The sequence below is a fragment of the Desulfosediminicola ganghwensis genome (assembly GCF_005116675.2).
Taxonomy (GTDB): domain Bacteria; phylum Desulfobacterota; class Desulfobulbia; order Desulfobulbales; family Desulfocapsaceae; genus Desulfopila; species Desulfopila ganghwensis.
In genome coordinates, this window is the sequence record NZ_CP050699.1 from 1,295,777 (window position 1) to 1,311,433 (window position 15,657).

14 protein-coding genes are annotated in these 15,657 nt (G+C 47.7%); 11 read left to right on the forward strand and 3 right to left on the reverse strand.

Annotation, left to right across the window (positions count from 1 at the left end):
- Window positions 1-36: 36 nt before the first annotated feature.
- Window positions 37-1,038: a zinc-binding alcohol dehydrogenase family protein gene (locus FCL45_RS05535; RefSeq protein WP_136798431.1), complete on the reverse strand. Its 1,002-nt coding sequence runs from the start codon at window positions 1,036-1,038 to the stop codon at window positions 37-39.
- A gap of 144 nt (window positions 1,039-1,182) precedes the next feature.
- Between FCL45_RS05535 and FCL45_RS05540 the strand changes: the two genes are divergently transcribed.
- A complete protein-coding gene (locus FCL45_RS05540) occupies window positions 1,183-2,046 on the forward strand; it encodes a LysR family transcriptional regulator (RefSeq protein ID WP_136798430.1) in 864 nt (287 codons plus the stop codon).
- Window positions 2,047-2,606: 560 nt separating this feature from the next.
- A complete protein-coding gene (locus FCL45_RS05545; protein WP_136798429.1) occupies window positions 2,607-3,506 on the forward strand; it encodes an OmpA family protein in 900 nt (299 codons plus the stop codon).
- A 109-nt stretch (window positions 3,507-3,615) separates the two neighbouring features.
- On the opposite strand, the gene ygiD is transcribed toward FCL45_RS05545, so the two are convergent.
- Together ygiD and FCL45_RS05555 are read right to left on the reverse strand one after the other, a co-directional pair.
- The gene (ygiD, locus tag FCL45_RS05550) at window positions 3,616-4,440 is read right to left on the reverse strand and encodes a 4,5-DOPA-extradiol-dioxygenase (protein ID WP_136798428.1); all 825 of its coding nucleotides are present in this window, start codon (window positions 4,438-4,440) and stop codon (window positions 3,616-3,618) included.
- Window positions 4,441-4,600: 160 nt separating this feature from the next.
- Complete coding sequence (locus FCL45_RS05555; protein WP_136798427.1) at window positions 4,601-5,197, reverse strand: YceI family protein; 597 nt, start codon at window positions 5,195-5,197, stop codon at window positions 4,601-4,603.
- A 124-nt stretch (window positions 5,198-5,321) separates the two neighbouring features.
- Between FCL45_RS05555 and FCL45_RS05560 the strand changes: the two genes are divergently transcribed.
- From FCL45_RS05560 to FCL45_RS05600, 9 genes are all read left to right on the forward strand, one after another.
- Entirely contained in the window at window positions 5,322-6,221 is a 900-nt protein-coding gene (locus tag FCL45_RS05560; RefSeq protein WP_167495817.1) for a LysR family transcriptional regulator, read from the forward strand.
- A gap of 319 nt (window positions 6,222-6,540) precedes the next feature.
- Complete coding sequence (locus FCL45_RS05565) at window positions 6,541-7,623, forward strand: YeiH family protein (protein WP_136798425.1); 1,083 nt, start codon at window positions 6,541-6,543, stop codon at window positions 7,621-7,623.
- A gap of 272 nt (window positions 7,624-7,895) precedes the next feature.
- Window positions 7,896-8,345, forward strand: a complete 450-nt coding sequence (locus tag FCL45_RS05570) for a universal stress protein (protein WP_136798424.1) — start codon at window positions 7,896-7,898, stop codon at window positions 8,343-8,345.
- Between the two features lie 45 nt (window positions 8,346-8,390).
- A complete protein-coding gene (gene phnD, locus FCL45_RS05575; protein WP_136798423.1) occupies window positions 8,391-9,263 on the forward strand; it encodes a phosphate/phosphite/phosphonate ABC transporter substrate-binding protein in 873 nt (290 codons plus the stop codon).
- Window positions 9,260-10,777, forward strand: a complete 1,518-nt coding sequence (locus tag FCL45_RS05580) for a sensor histidine kinase (RefSeq protein ID WP_136798422.1) — start codon at window positions 9,260-9,262, stop codon at window positions 10,775-10,777. Before phnD ends, FCL45_RS05580 begins: the two co-directional genes overlap by 4 nt.
- Complete coding sequence (locus FCL45_RS05585; RefSeq protein WP_136798421.1) at window positions 10,749-12,101, forward strand: sigma-54-dependent transcriptional regulator; 1,353 nt, start codon at window positions 10,749-10,751, stop codon at window positions 12,099-12,101. The genes FCL45_RS05580 and FCL45_RS05585 overlap by 29 nt, the downstream gene beginning before the upstream one ends.
- Window positions 12,102-12,250: 149 nt before the next feature.
- Complete coding sequence (locus tag FCL45_RS05590; RefSeq protein WP_136798420.1) at window positions 12,251-12,916, forward strand: HAD family hydrolase; 666 nt, start codon at window positions 12,251-12,253, stop codon at window positions 12,914-12,916.
- Window positions 12,917-13,184: 268 nt separating this feature from the next.
- The gene (locus tag FCL45_RS05595; protein ID WP_136798419.1) at window positions 13,185-13,514 is read left to right on the forward strand and encodes a hypothetical protein; all 330 of its coding nucleotides are present in this window, start codon (window positions 13,185-13,187) and stop codon (window positions 13,512-13,514) included.
- A 554-nt stretch (window positions 13,515-14,068) separates the two neighbouring features.
- Window positions 14,069-15,472: a sigma-54 interaction domain-containing protein gene (locus FCL45_RS05600; RefSeq protein WP_136798418.1), complete on the forward strand. Its 1,404-nt coding sequence runs from the start codon at window positions 14,069-14,071 to the stop codon at window positions 15,470-15,472.
- Window positions 15,473-15,657: the final 185 nt, after the last annotated feature.

Genomic DNA, 15,657 nt, shown 5'->3' on the forward strand with positions numbered 1-15,657 from the left:
TTATGATGCTGTTTTTCAGCTCTGAACACGTTCTTTTTAGAGAACCAGTACCTGCTTACCCATCATCGTGCCGCTTTCCTGCTTGATGTGCATGGCCTGGATATTTTCAGGGGTCAGGCCATGCAAGGTTTCCTGACGGGTACTTATCAGGGTACCGCCATCAAGTAACTCGGCAACTTTCGAGAGGAGCTTGCCCTGCTCCGCCATGTCATCGGTCTTGAACATCGATCTGGTATACATGAACTCCCAGGAGATGGAGACGCTTTTACGTTTGAAGACAGTGATGTCCAGTGGCTGGGTTGGATCATCGATAAGCACAATCCTCCCCTGGGGGCGAATGCAGTCGGCCATGGCTTCCCAGTGTCTTTCCATCTGGGTTGTACAGAATATGGCATCAACTGTTTCGGTTCCGGCGGCTTTCAGCTCTTCGGCGAGATTATTTCTGTGATTGATGGTAACGTCGGCGCCGAGTTTTTTACACCAGTCAACGGTTTCCGTTCTTGAGGCGGTTGCGAAAACCTTCAAACCTGCCCAGTGAGCCAACTGTGTTGCTACGGAGCCAACTCCGCCCGCACCACCTACGATCAGGATGGATTTGCCTGTATTGGCGTCTGCTTCCGGAGTAAAGCCGAGTCTGTCAAATAAACCTTCCCAGGCGGTGATCGATGTTAACGGCATGGCAGCCGCATCTTCAGGGGAGAGTTTTTCAGGAGCAATTGCGGCTATCCGCTGATCCACCAGATGGTATTCGCTGTTGGTTCCCGGGCGGGTGAGATCGCCAGCATAGTACACAGTATCCCCTTTCTTGAAACACTCCACGTCATTGCCGGTTTTTTCTACAACTCCGTAGGCATCCCACCCAAGCACGCCATCAGCTGGCATTCGTTCGCGAACCTTGGTATCCACCGGGTTCATACTGATGGAAACTACCTTTACCAGAAGATCCTGAGCTCCTGGTTCGGGTATTGGTTGATCTGCGAGGGTAAAGGCATCTGTATCCTGTGCTTTACTACCAGTTTTTGCGATTATAGCTTTCATGTGTTTCTCCAATTCAGATTCTATCGATTAGATGATTGACTATTCACCTGGATTGTATGCCGGTGTTAATCAACTCTATTACCTTTCGCTCATCACGCAAATTAATAGTTGTTATGCCAAACATGACTGATTATCATCGATGCTATGATGCAAGTAAACCTCGATATAGATATGCTCCGCTGTTTTGTGGAAGTTGCCCAAACAGGAAGTTTCACCAAGGCAGGAAAGAATATTGGCTTAACCCAGTCCGGCGTGAGTGTAAAAATACGCCGCCTGGAAGATCGGTTAAGTAGACAAATATTCAATAGAAAAAGTAAGAAGCTATCGCTCACCCTTGATGGCGAAATTTTACTGGAGCATGCCGGGCGCATTCTGGCAGTCCATGACGAAGCGGTGATCCGTTTCACAAGGCCCCAGGCTTCCGGGGAACTGCGAATAGGGCTCATTGATTACTTTTTACCGGAACTTCTCCCCACCATCCTCAGCAAGTTCAGAAAGCAGTACCCGAATATCCATCTGAAAATACAGACAGGTGTCGGCATAAATCTCATACCGCTCTTTGAAAATGGAGAACTGGATTTGGTTGTTGCCGGCAAAGATTCCTATCATGGCAGAAGCCGGGTCCTTGCCCGGGAACCTTTAGCGTGGGTTGTAGGCAAGGACAGCGACCCAGCCATGGAAGAGCCGTTAAATCTTGTAGCATTACCATCTCCCTGCAGTTTTCGAAAAATTGCCACAGAAAGTCTTGATAAGGCAAAACGGAAGTGGGAGGTTCTTTTCACCGGAACATCCATTGCCAACATCCAGGCTGCAGTTCAGGCTGGAATGGGGTTGTCGATTCTGCCCCAGGGAGCTGTAACGGAAGGTCTGAGAAAGGCGCCATCCCAACTTGGATTGCCGGAATTACCAATGTACTCGATTGCGCTTATTATAGATGAGCAGAAGTCCAACGAGGCCAGAGATGTGTTTGTCAGCTACCTGGAGGCCGAGCTGAATACTCTCCGGTGAAAAACCGCATTGCCATTTAGCGTGCAATAGCATGTTTTCTCCATCCCTACTCTCTCCATCATTCACCTGCTACCCCCTTAGAAGCCAAAACAGCAACGAAAGGTTCTGGAGCATGTCCTGTAGTAGTTTGTAATTGTTTGTAATTATGCTGCTTGTCAGGCGCTACGCTGAAGTGTGGTTAGGGTTCAGAGTAGCGCCTTGAGCCATCCTGTCGATTTTTAAGAGTTGAGTCGTTCCGTGGTATTATCTTAAAAAAATATCATTTGTTTCGAAAAAATTATTGTTGCTGCATGATTTGATGAAGCCACTATGAAGACAAATGCAATTTATAAATTGTCTGCCAGGAACAGGTGTATATCGTGTAATTATCTATGTTTCCAAGGCAAACCACCCCTTGTGGTGGCTTCAATATTGTTTATCTTCTTCCGAAAGTTGCTCCTTTTTGCAGGAATGCTGAAGTCGAAATCATGGTTGATCGTGATAAGGAAGCAATGTGTCAGAAAAAGGATGGTTGAAGAACTAATAGATAAGATTGATAAAAATGTGTTTAGGAGAAAAGTATGTGGAAGAAAGCAGTATATGTGTCACTGGCAGCCTTATTGTTCAGCTCACCAGCCATGGCTATCGAGATGCCTGCCGATCTGGCTGTTACATTTAACAATGAATCATCTGCTTATCCTTCAAATAAGTTTGATCAGATACTGGAGGCGTATGGCCTTTCATTTATTGCCGAAAATGGTGAGACTGTTCCAGTTACTTACGCAAGCGTAAACGGTGAAGAGCCAGTTTTTAACGATCTCAGCATAGCCTATTCTCCGAAAGACTATCATAAAATTTTTACCGCCTACGGGTTGGAACTCACCGCTGAGAAGGCAAGCAGCTTAATGGTTCAATCCTATGCCAGAGTGGTTGAGGATGAAGTTGTCTTTGGTGATAGTGTATCCATAGCTTACAACAGTTGGGAGTGGCAGGATATCCTGAGCGCGTATACTGCAATATCAGCCAAGGAAACCATGGCGGTTGCAGCGGTTGCTGAACCCGACACCGATGGTGACGGAGTAATTGATATTCGTGATGCCTGCCCTGACACTCCTAAGGGTGTCCAGGCCAATGAGCGTGGTTGCTGGGAATATTCGGGCCTTGCTTTCGAGTTGAACAGTGCTTCTATTAAACCGGAATATTACGAGACATTACGTGGTGCAAAAAAAGTATTCGATCTCAATCCGGGTCTGAAGGTGGTTATTGAAGGTCACACCTGTGATCTTGGTGCTGCTACCTATAATCAGGGCCTTTCCGAAAGACGTGCAAAGGCTGTAGCGGATTATCTGGTCAACGAGGTAGGTGTTGATGCCGATTCTGTAAAATGGGCTGGCTTTGGTGAAGACCAGCCTGCTTACAGCAATGCCACCGAAGAGGGCAGAGCGAAAAACCGCCGGGTTCAGTTCAAACGTTGGGAATAAGCAGAGATGAAATAGAAAGTAATTGGTAATACTCAATTCTTTTATCCCCCATGTCCTTTTCCTCTTCGGGCATGGGGGATTTTTGTTTGTTGTAAACCAGCATATGACTTCAGCCAATTTTAACCGAAGTCATCGAGAGTGAGCCCCCAACCGGCTGATCATTGAATAGGGTAATCTCATCTTTACCATCCGTAAGAGCAAGCGCGTACAGAAGTGGCAGATAGTGCTCGGGCGTCGGGATTGCGAGTCGGAACGCTTTGCCAAGCTTTGAATAGTCGATCAGTTTTTGATGATTGCCATCGAGGATGTATCTTTTCATCCGGGTCGATGCTTCCTCGGCCCACTCATGCGCATAGTTCTGGTCCAGCTTATCCCATGCTATCAGTTCCAGGTTATGCACCAGATTACCGCTGCCAACGATGAGTATTCCTTTCTGGCGCAGCGCCCGGAGTTCTCCGGCAAGTTCATAGTGATACTTCGGACCCTGGGTTGAGTCGAGGCTGAGCTGGATTACCGGAATATCCGCCTTGGGGTACATGTGTCGGAGTACTGTCCAGGCCCCGTGATCGAGCCCCCATTTATCATCGAGATGTACCTCGGTTTTTGTAATCAGTTCTCTGGTATGTTTGGCAAGATCGGGACTGCCGGGCGCTGGATAGTGAATTTCATAGAGTTCCTGGGGAAATCCATAAAAATCGTGGATTGTGACCGGTGCCTCCATGGCCGTGACCATGGTTCCCCGTGTTTCCCAGTGGGCAGAAATACATAAGATGGCATTCGGCCTTTCGATCTGTACTGATACCTTTCTAAGACCCTGCACAATCTCATCATCTTTGATGGCATGCATCGGACTGCCATGTCCCAGGAAAAGCACCGGCATCGTGGTCGTGCTTTCAAGGGGTTCTGCAATATTGTTCAGATCGTTCAGTTTCATAATCACCAACCTTGCACCAAGAGCAGTGCGTTGTAAAGACAAGGTGCTTTTTCAGGTGAAAAGATTGTAAATTCGGCTCATTATTCTGCCGAACAGATAATGAGCCGATAGAGGCATCGGCCCCTGGGTGGGGCAAGTACCCACCCAGGGGGCCGATGCATCAGTTCTGGATAAACTCAAGGTCTACGCGCACTTCTGCGATATCGCCAATCAGGAGATTGCCACCTTTGAGGACTGAGTTGTAAATGATGCCGAAATCTTCACGGTCAATTTCACCAGTAATCTCCGCACCTTTACGGTTATTGCCCCAGGGATCTGTTACTTCAACGTCTAATCCTTCCAGTAAAACCGAGACGGTTTTGGTTATGCCGTGCATATCCAGTGTGCCTTCAACCTGATATTTGCCATCGGCCACGGCAACAACCTTGTCGGAAGTGAAAAGGATGTTCGGGAACTTCTCGACATCAAAAAAATCGGGGCTTCTCAGGTGGTCATCGCGCTTTTTAACACCGGTATCGACGGATACGGGATCAATGGTAATCTCCAGAGTAAACGGGTTAGGTCCGGACTCGTGAAATTCAATAGTTCCTGCTACATTGCTGAAAGTCCCTTTGACCTTACTGATGGCCATATGCTGAATGGCAAAATTGGCAGCCGAGTGATCGGTATCAATCTTCCAGGTTGAGGAGTATGCCCCGGTAACTCCGCCGGCCAATATCAGTACTGCACTTATTGCTACCACAACTATTTTTCTCATTTTCAATTCCTTTAATAGAGTAAGGTTGACTGAAGCTGCTTAAGAACAGCGTCTCTTGTACCACAATGTAGTCTGTGCTAAGATGCATATCAATTCGCAAAAAACGCAAAAGAGGATTGCAAAAATGCACAACAAGGCCAACTGGGACAACTATCTCTATTTTCTTCGGGTGGCACGCCTTGGCTCTCTGAGCGCGGCGAGTAAATCCCTGCAGGTGAATCACTCTACGGTGTTGCGTCGAATTAACAGCCTTGAGGAAAAACTTGAAGCCAGGTTATTCGAGAGGCTGAATAGCGGATATGTACTGACGCAGAGCGGTAAAGAGATTCTGAGCCGTGTCGATCATATCGAAGGGGAGTTTCTGGCGATTGAGAGAACGATCTCGGGTAGAGATATTCGCTATGAGGGGAAAATTAAACTCTCTACCACAGACACCCTGGGAGAGTATTGGCTACCGCCATACGTGAAAAAATTCAAGGAACTGCAACCCGGCATTCAGCTGGATATCGATATCAGAACCGATTATACGGATCTGACCAAAAGAGAAGCGGATATAGCCCTGGTGGCAGTGAATCGTCACCCGGAATATGTAGTTGGTAAATCCCTGGCCCCAATCAGGCTCAAACTCTATGCGACCAGGGAATATATACAAACCCATGGAAAGCCAACCTCCCATGAACAACTGGCTGAACACAGAATACTCATCCTCAACGAGAGACTCGGGCGTATCGGCTTTAATGAATGGCTGAAGAATCTGGTGCCCAAATCCGCAATAGCCCTGAGTTGTAATATGCTTACTACTCTTTACCACTACACTCACCAGGGATTGGGCATAGCCCCATTACCGACCTATGTTGGTGATCAGGACAAAGACCTGGTTGCTGTTCTGGATGTGCCTGAGAAGTTTCACCATAAAATCTGGATGTTGACACACCCTGACCTGAGAAATACCATGAGGATCAAGGCGTTTATGCAGTTTATGTACAACGAGACTGCTGTTAAGGGAAAAAGCGCCTCACGTTGATAGCTACTGCGAAGGTAATGTGTCGATTATTCTCAATCCGCTGATGCTGTTCCCGATCGGGAACAACCCTCCCCTGTGTTTGTTCCAAACCCGGAACAGAAACTCATTTTCGGAATCGATCTGTTCTGAATAAGATCTAAGATATCAATTGCATAGCGATTGTTGTGGTAGCTGGCATACGGCTTGCGATAGTAGCTCTCAAGAAATCAGGACGTGCGTGATAGGGAAATGCCTGCTGTATACGACAACCCGTTCGAGCATGGAAATACGCAGAGGTGAGTGTAACTCACTTCTGCGGAAGTTTGATAATGAGGAAACTATGTCACAAGCAAGTCACACCATCAGCGGTGTGAGCGCTCAGCGCTCATTGTTTAACACGGTGGCTGAAAGTCTGCCCGGCCTGTTACTGGTGGTATCGGTAGCGGTTACAGCATATCTGACAGCACCGCTTCTTCAGCAGTATGATTTTTTTAAAACCTATCTGTCGATTAAGGATTTTATTCTGGCGATTCTGATAGGTATCGCAATCCGCAATACTGTCGGCGTGCCGACCATGCTGCAGCCGGGTCTGCGCTATTCAACCATTATGACCAAGACCGGCATTGTGGTGATGGGCGCCAAGTATTCGCTTGCAGGGCTGGTCACTGTTGGCAGTCAGGCTTTGATTATGATTGTGGTGTTCCTCTTTGGCTCCGCGATACTGTTGATGTGGGCCGCGCAGAAGATGAATATGTCCACTTCACTCAGTGCCTGCATCGCGGCAGGGTTGTCAGTTTGCGGTGTATCAGCAACAATCGCAGTGGCTCCTGCGGTGGGTGCCAAAAAAGAAGAGATGGCCTACTCGATTGCGGTGGTGCTGATGTTCGGTCTCCTGGCACTGATTGTATTTCCGCTTGTGGGTAATGTCCTGCAACTTTCCGATGCTCAATATGGTGCTTTTGCCGGTGTGGGCATCGTCAACTCGGCTCAGGTACTGGCGGCTGGTTTTGGTTACAGCGACGGAGCCGGTCTTATCGCCGGTGTGTACAATATCGGCCGGGTGATTTTTCTCCCCTTTGTCGTTTTGATGCTGGTCATTATGGCAGCGTCGCGGGAAGCGACGAGCATGGGCAGTCAGCAAAGCGTCAACAAGTGGCGCATAATCGTCGATAAATTTCCGGTCTTCGTACTGGGCTTTCTGTTCGTGGTGTGCCTCAATACCGCAGGGATGCTGAACGAGGCGGATATTAACGTGGCGAAGACGTTCATGAACTGGGCGTTCCTACTGGGTTTTGCCAGCATAGGTTTGACCACCAGACTCTCTGATTTGAAGGCGGCGGGCCTTTCCGGTTTTGTTCTTGGCTTTTTTATCGCGTCTGCCAAGGCAGCCCTGGCTCTACTGGTAGTTCTCTACTTTTTCTAATACCCAAAATTTTATAGAGGAACAGTTATGTTAAATAAAATTAAAAGCCTTTCAGCTTCACGAAAACAGGATCTCGCAGTGTGTATTATCGCTATTTCTCTGATCTGCGTTTCGAAGGTTGTGGGCGGTTTTATGGTTTGATTGTTTCAACGAATTATCTACCGATGGAAACAGGCAAGGACGGAGTGCTGCAGCAAAATCGGCTCTACCAAAGGGGTTTTGGCACTTCTGTCCTGTCCTCCATCTACTAACAGATAGATACCAGGTGAAAAATGAGTAAAAAAGTGCTTCTGGCCACCAAAGGAACACCATCTTGTTCTAACGCAGAAAAGTCTGCCATTTCGTACTGCCGGGCAAACGACGCTGAGTTAGTGGTTCTCCATATTGTGGATTCTTCCCTGAAGCACTTTGGCCAGATAGATCCGCTTGCGACAGAAATTGACAAGTCACATTTTGTGGAATACATAGATAGGCTCTGTGAGTATGAAGCAAAGGAACGGTTTGAAAGTCTCAAGTCTCTGGCGGATTTGTCTGCTATACCTCTTCAGTTAAGGATATGTGATGGCTCACCGTTGCAAACAATCGTGCAGACTGTCAGAGAAGTTGAGCCGGAGCTCCTGATTATTGGTGGTAAAGCCAGACCAGCATATCGTTTTTTCAGTTTATCCAACAGGATCCACCGCAAAGTTCGCTGCCCGGTTCGCCAGGTTTATTATGCATGATGGTAAAAGAAGAAAAATAATTTTTATGAAGAACAGGTTGCTGAAATGCGACGACTTGTAGTGGCACTGTGTGTCCTTCTCTTTTGCCTGACCATTACGAACTCCACTGCGATTGCCCGTGACGTCCTGCGGTTCGGAGTCATTACCCTCAATCATCCGCTGGTGATGTACCGGCATTACCTCCCGTTTACCGATTACTTAGCCAAGCGGCTGGGAATAGAGATAGAGCTTGTGCTCGCGGCAGATTATCAGGGGATTGTCGATGCCATGGCAGAAGAGCGGGTTGACATTGCTCTTTTGGCAGGTGTCTCTTACCTCAAGGTTCAGGAAACTACAGCCACCCGTTTGATCTGCGCAGTACGTTCCCAGGAGGGAACGCCAACCAGTCGTTCTGCGATTGTAGTACGTGCTGACCGTCAAGACATTCGCTCTCTTCATGAATTAAAAGGCCATTCTTTTGCGTTTGGCTCAAAGGATTCGACTTCCAGCTATCTTGGGCCTCTGGGGTATTTGGTTAAGCATGGAATTACCCCGGAAGATTTTTCCCACTGGCAGAATTTCAGGACCCATGATGCGGTGATACGAGCGCTGTTGCTCGGGAAGGTTGATGCCGGCGCGGTTTCCAAAGAGGCATTGGCAAAATTTCCTGCAGAAAGTCTGAAGGTTTTGGCCATAACACCTCAACTGCCTGGTTTTGTGCTGGTCAGTACTGCAAATGTTCCGGAAGATCTTCATGCCCGGTTGCAGACCCTCTTGCTGAATCTTAACTATCAGGATCCAGAACTGGCCAGTTCCCTTGAGCGCTGGAGTCCGATGCTTCGTGCGGGATTTACCGGAGTTGATGAAAGTCATTATGCTCCGGTACAAAAACTGATGCATGAACTCGAGGCACAAGGATTTTATGGTGATAAACGATGATAACCGCAGGGGGGATTCGGGCAAAATTTGTTCTGCTGGCATTCTTTTGCGTGTTCTGCACGGTAGCGAGCATCAGCTATAAGGTTTTTGATCGGGAGCGGAATCTGCTTGAAAAAAATACGGAACAACAAGCCCTGCTTTTAGCAAAAAGCTCTGCGATTCTTTTTATAAACGCTCTTGTTTACGAAGAGATAGGCATCGCAGACAACGATGACATAACAGAGTTTCTGGATTTTTACGTGTCTGATGTAATGGCCATGGATTCGCGAATCAAATCTTTTATGGTTTTTGATCGCGAACTTCGAGTTGTGAGTCATGATGATCTGAAATATTACGGCACACAGCTTAAAGCGTCAAAGTATCGGCAAGTACTCAGCAGTAGCGAGGATAGAGTAGAGCGTTTCAGTAGAGATGGGTGGCCAATGCTTGAAGTTTTGGTTCCTCTGGCTATCGAATCTAAAAACTGGGGTGGTTGCAGAATCATTTTCTCGTTGAGTGAGATAGAGGCGGCCAGTCGCGATTTGCTCAACAAGATACTTGCTGCGGCCGCAGTAGCTTTGCTGATGTCTCTGATTATCATAGGTTTTGCCGCAGAATATTTTATTCGGCCCATTAAACGGCTTTCAGACAGGATGGAGCAGATGACCTCCGTGGGAGATGTCTCAACGCCCATGCCTGACTTACCGGCCAGAAATGATGAAATAGGGCAGTTGCAACAGAGCTTCTCCTGGATGGTGGCCCGTCTGCAAAAAGAGGAGCAGCGCCGCAGGCAGACGCTGGAGAAGTTGCTGCATACAGAGAAGATGGCCTCGGTAGGTCAGCTGACAGCTTCTATCGCCCATGAAATTAATAACCCTTTAGGTGGTGTGATTCTCTGCTTCAATAACCTTGTTGACGGCAAACTCGACGAAAAGAGTCGACAGCAGCATATCGAGGTCATTCAGCAGAGTCTGGACAGGATGCGCGATACCATGCGCGGTCTGCTCGATTATTCGCGCCAGCCTGAGTTGACCTTGCAGAGAGTGTCCATAGCCGAGGTTATTGTTAAATCGACAGCTCTATTGGAAACGATGCTGCGGCGCAGGGGAATCGGGCTGGAGGTGAATCTGGAAGAGGGGTTGCCGCTGATGTCGATTGACAGTCTGAAAATTCAGCAGGTCATCGTCAATTTGCTACTGAACGGGGCTCATGCTATCGAGCGCCGGCAGCAGGCCTGTGAGGGGGGAGTGCTGCGTATTGAAGCACGACAAACTAACGATAGCGTATTGCTTTCTGTGTCTGACAATGGTCATGGCGTACCCGGGGAGCTTCAGGAGAAAATTTTCGAACTTTTCTTCAGTACCATGCAACAGGGCAAGGGAACCGGGCTGGGACTGGCTGTATCCAGATCCATTGCCGAGCAGCATGGCGGTCGGCTTTGGCTCAGTGAGAGCAGTGCCGACGGATCAACTTTTACACTTTCGCTACATATTGAGGACGAAGCAGATGGAGAGCAGGCGTATACTCCTGGTTGAAGATGAACTGGCAATGCGCATAGGCATGCAGCAGACCCTGAGTACAGCAGGATATGAGGTGGACGCATATGAAGACGCCGAATCTGCCCTGCAGACGCTGCGTTCAGTAAGTTTTGAACTGCTGATTACGGATGTGCGCTTGCCGGGTATGTCCGGGTTTGATTTGCTCGATCAGGTCCATGAACTCTACCCAAACATGGGGACCATCCTGATTACCGCTTATGCCGAGGTAGAACTTGCAGTAAAGGCCATGCGCGGTGGAGCGTATGATTTCCTGTGTAAGCCGTTTTCGAATGACGGTCTTCTTATTGCCGTGGAGCGTTACTTCAATTTCTGTGAGCTTTCCCAGCAGAATCAGCAGTTGAAAGCAGAAAAAGGGCTGGAGGATATGGTTGGCGGTCCTGCCATGCAGGAGGTCTTCAACCGGATTCGTGCCGTTGCCGACTCTTGTGTTCCCGTGCTTATTCAGGGGGCGAGTGGCACCGGCAAGGAGCTGGTGGCAAACGCACTGCATAGGCTCAGTTCACGAAGGAACAATGAATTTTTGAAAATCAACTGTGCTGCATTGCCTGAACTGTTGTTGGAATCAGAACTGTTCGGTCATGAAAAGGGGGCCTACACCGGGGCGCACAACAGGCGAATAGGAAAGTTTGAGGCAGCCAATAAGGGTACTTTTTTCTTTGACGAAATAGGGGATATGCCCTTGGCGCTGCAGGCGAAACTTTTGCGGGTTCTCGAAGATGGTGAAATCACCAGGTTGGGCGGTAATGTGCCTGTTAAGGTAGATGTGCGGGTGATATTTGCCACGGCTACGGATATAGAAGAAGCTGTGGCAAGAGGTGAGTTTCGCGAAGATTTAAGCTATCGAATCAATGTAGTGCCAGTGCGTTTGCCCGCACTTCGTGAACGTGGAGATGACATCATTGCCCTCATAGACCACTTTCTGCGTGAATCATCACAGCGCTATGGTAAGCCGGATACGGTGCTTTCTCCACAGGCTGCAGAAGCACTCCGGCTTTATGATTACCCTGGCAATATCAGGGAACTACGGAATGTTTTTGAGCGGGCGGTGCTTCTGGCACAGGATGGTGTGATAAGGCTTGGTCATTTGCCGAGAAAAGTTCAGGAGCATGGTGCTGTTGCAGAGCTATGCCGTGATGCTGAGAAGGGACTAGGCCTCGAGGAAGGGGTGCATCGCTATGAACGAAACCGAATAATCGATGCGCTGGAAAAAGCCGGGGGTAGAAAACAACGCACTGCAGAAAGCCTTGGCATCAGCAGAAAGGTGCTCTGGAAAAAGATGAAAGATCTAAATATTTCCTGACACTCGACAAGAAACAAAGGTGTACGACTACCCTTGCGGATTCCCATCGAGTCACCATTGTTTCTTCAGTTTCGATTTCATCAAGAGAAAATTTATTTCGTTTATGCTTCAGCTGTTTGACGGCAGGTGGAGCGTGAGGTTCACATATAATGATAAAGGCATTCATCTTCGATATGGATGGGACTCTTGCAGATACAGAGCCCCAACATTATCGGGCTTGGCGGGAGATCCTGCTGAAAAATGGGGCAGGGGAGTTCAGCTTTGAAACATTCCTCACCTATGTCGGTACCAGTAATGAGAAAGTGGCGGGTGACCATATTGAAAATACGGGTATTACCAAGAGTGTTGAGCAGCTCATCCGGGAGAAACAGGAACTCTACCTGGAGATGATCCCGGAAATTCAGTTGTTTGCAGGTGCAAAGCAGGTAATTGAAACCTACGCAGATCGGATGACCTTTGCGGTCGCCTCATCGTCCCACCATCGCGAGCTTACTGAAATTCTACGTTCTAACGGCATTTTCGATTTTTTCAGCTCAGTGATCGGTGGAGATATGGTGAACAGGCGTAAGCCTGATCCGGAGATATACCTGAAGACAGTTGATGCGATCGGTGTTCCGGCTGGTTCATGCCTTGCCTTTGAAGACTCGACCCACGGAGTGAATGCGGCAAAGAACGCGCAAGTCCGCGGTATCGCCATCCCCAATGAGTTTACCCGTAATCACGACTTCAGCCGTGCCGACCGTATGATAACCAGTTTCCATGACGTAAATGATGAGCTGCTGCAAAGTCTCATGGAGGGTAATTCGGGCTTCTAGGAGCCTTTTCAGCAGGTCGCTGTTCCCCTCACCTCTCAATTTTTACTGAAATTGTAAATCTGTTAGGAGAAAGAGCTCTTTAACTACTGGAAAATTAACTCAAATATCTCTGAATGTTTCAATATCAGGGAGCTTTGTGATACCTTTATAGAAAAAGAATTTCCCGCTGTACTTTTTCATCTTTGAAGTATCAGTAGAATCTCGGAAGTGTTTCCCTGAACTGATTCATTCCAACCCGGCACCTTGGATCTTTGGATGGAGAACGCATATGAGTATTGTTCTGGCAATTGGATTTTTTGTTACGATTCTTTATCTCTTCATTCAGTTTGCACGGCAGGAATACCTGCAGGAATATTATGAAGAGGCTATTTTCGATGTTGAGGGGCGTCTCGAATGGGCCCGCACCCGGACCTCATTTCCCTTTGGCATGAAAGCGCAGATGGACGTATCACTGGAACTTTTGCGCAAATCCCAAAAGCTTTGGGAAGAGAACAAATGGGACAGGGCATATCTGGTATCCCTGCAGTCCCGGGAGGCTATGGATAAGGCTCAGTCCATTTACAGTTCAGCTATCAGGGCTCGCCAGAGGAAAGAATAAGAGTTGCCCTGATCCGTAACCATGACTCACCTGATATGGCGTTGGGCAGGCGGTTGCTTTGTTCAGAAGGGTAGAGCAATTCCACTTGAGCTTGTCATGCATTGTTTTTGACAAGCTTGAGATGGTCTTTAGATATCGTGGCCAAGTGTGTCGAATCCACTTGGCCACGATATTTTGGTGATTTCAACTCAGTATGAGTTCCTCATGTGATTGTCACAAATCCTCAGCTTAAGATTTGTGAGGGGCAGGAAAAAGGTGACAGGAGTAACAACGTAAAGCCGTAAAGCCCTTCTCCACAAGCCGGTTGCATTATGATTTCAGGGATTGGTCACTTGCCAATCGGTCACGTCTCACATCTCGCGTCTATCACTTCACGTTTTCAAGTTGAAGATTGTGCTGATCAGATTTTTCATTACAGCATTTCTGGGGTAGGCACATAGTGTCTGAATCAAGCTCCGGGCCTGATTGATCTCTCGTAGACGGTTATGGAAAACAGGGGTACAATGATTGGATAAATTAAGATTTTCTTACTTTTTTTAACGTGATCTGCTGCCATGTATAATATCTTTGTTTTCAGTTCCGTCCAGGTGCTTGAAAAGTTGCGTGCCGAATTTTCATCATCCACCTGCAGGGTTATCCATATAGAAAAGGCGCTTGAGTTCTATTCCATCGCCTTCTCCCGGGTGTTTGATCTATGGATCTTTGAAGCTTCCCATCCCGGATTTAGTGAACTGACTCTTGATGAAGTGGTCAGTATCCAGAACGTTCCGCATCTTTTGGTCCTGGGCGCGGATGACAATATCAAAGCCCAGGCGACACCGTATGCCGATAAAATCAGTTTTGCAGAGTCAGACGATATTGCAAAATGTCATGCCCTCTTTCTGCAATTGATGCATAACAGACAACAGCAAAACCGTGAGCGTTATCTGGCAGGGTTTATCCAGCAGTATCCAGGCCTCGAGACTCTGGTTACCCAGAGCCCTCTGATGGAAAACCTGATTGATCTGGTAAAGGATGTGGCTCCTGTTGAGTCCCCTGTTTTTTTGATTGGTGAAACCGGGACAGGTAAAGAGCTACTTGCTAATATTTTTCACAATGTCTCGCGCAGAAAATCCGGTCCATTTATGGCGGTCAATTGCGGAGCCTTGCCTGACGCCCTTCTTGAGTCAGAATTGTTCGGATATGAAAAGGGGGCGTTTACCGGTGCCTCGGAACGACGCATAGGCAAGATTGAACATGCTGCAGGGGGAACGCTCTTCCTTGATGAAGTTGAGGCGATGTCTTCTGCCATGCAGATTCGGCTTTTACGGGTTCTGCAAGAGCGAACCCTGCAAAGACTTGGCAGTAATGTGGACATAAGTGCTGATTTCAGAGTGGTTGCGGCTACAAATTCTGATCCCGTTGAATTGCTCAACAATGGTACCTTGCGTTCAGATCTCTATTATCGTTTGTCCGTGTTTCAGATTCATATTCCACCTCTTCGTGACCGAACTGAAGATATTCCTATCCTGGTACAGCACTTTATCAACCGCAAGAAGAGGAACGGTCGTGAATACGTTAAAGGTCTTGATAACCAGGCAATGAATCTGTTGCTTTCAGTACCCTGGTTTGGCAACGTAAGGGAATTGCAGAACGTTATAGAACGTGCTGTTATGCTTGCGGTATCAGACACAATTACCGCAGATCTTATTCAGATTCCAGGCGTTCCCATCAGCGACACCTCAGTAGATGTCGGCAATCTGACCGATACAGCTTTCAGGCCGGGTACTACCCTGAAATCGTATAAAAACCTGCTTTCACAATCTGCAGAGAGAAAATATCTGGTGGAGTTACTCGACTACACGGATGGACGCATTGGTGAGGCTGCGCAATTGGCCGGCCTTACACCGAGGGCTCTCTATAATAAAATGAAGATCCACGGTTTGAAGAAAGAAGATTTCAAAAAATCGGAAAAATAGCGACACTTCGGAAAATTCTGTTCAAACAAGAAAAAAGAGCGTCATAGCATCTTTCTCCCCCCTATCCCGCCTGATTCATCGGAATATTTTGTTCACAACCCCTGTTGATAGTCTGTCCAGTTAACCCATTGTAAGTAATCGGAAAAATTGCTTTTTTTCGCTTTGGTTCTTCTGGCATGATTTTT

Bases quoted from the DNA above. Each gene is read 5' to 3' on its own strand.
- FCL45_RS05535 (WP_136798431.1), bottom strand. From the start codon at position 1,038: ATGAAAGCTATAATCGCAAAAACTGGTAGTAAAGCACAGGATACAGAT.
- FCL45_RS05540 (WP_136798430.1), top strand. From the start codon at position 1,183: ATGATGCAAGTAAACCTCGATATAGATATGCTCCGCTGTTTTGTGGAA.
- FCL45_RS05545 (WP_136798429.1), top strand. From the start codon at position 2,607: ATGTGGAAGAAAGCAGTATATGTGTCACTGGCAGCCTTATTGTTCAGC.
- ygiD (WP_136798428.1), bottom strand. From the start codon at position 4,440: ATGAAACTGAACGATCTGAACAATATTGCAGAACCCCTTGAAAGCACG.
- FCL45_RS05555 (WP_136798427.1), bottom strand. From the start codon at position 5,197: ATGAGAAAAATAGTTGTGGTAGCAATAAGTGCAGTACTGATATTGGCC.
- FCL45_RS05560 (WP_167495817.1), top strand. From the start codon at position 5,322: ATGCACAACAAGGCCAACTGGGACAACTATCTCTATTTTCTTCGGGTG.
- FCL45_RS05565 (WP_136798425.1), top strand. From the start codon at position 6,541: ATGTCACAAGCAAGTCACACCATCAGCGGTGTGAGCGCTCAGCGCTCA.
- FCL45_RS05570 (WP_136798424.1), top strand. From the start codon at position 7,896: ATGAGTAAAAAAGTGCTTCTGGCCACCAAAGGAACACCATCTTGTTCT.
- phnD (WP_136798423.1), top strand. From the start codon at position 8,391: ATGCGACGACTTGTAGTGGCACTGTGTGTCCTTCTCTTTTGCCTGACC.
- FCL45_RS05580 (WP_136798422.1), top strand. From the start codon at position 9,260: ATGATAACCGCAGGGGGGATTCGGGCAAAATTTGTTCTGCTGGCATTC.
- FCL45_RS05585 (WP_136798421.1), top strand. From the start codon at position 10,749: ATGGAGAGCAGGCGTATACTCCTGGTTGAAGATGAACTGGCAATGCGC.
- FCL45_RS05590 (WP_136798420.1), top strand. From the start codon at position 12,251: ATGATAAAGGCATTCATCTTCGATATGGATGGGACTCTTGCAGATACA.
- FCL45_RS05595 (WP_136798419.1), top strand. From the start codon at position 13,185: ATGAGTATTGTTCTGGCAATTGGATTTTTTGTTACGATTCTTTATCTC.
- FCL45_RS05600 (WP_136798418.1), top strand. From the start codon at position 14,069: ATGTATAATATCTTTGTTTTCAGTTCCGTCCAGGTGCTTGAAAAGTTG.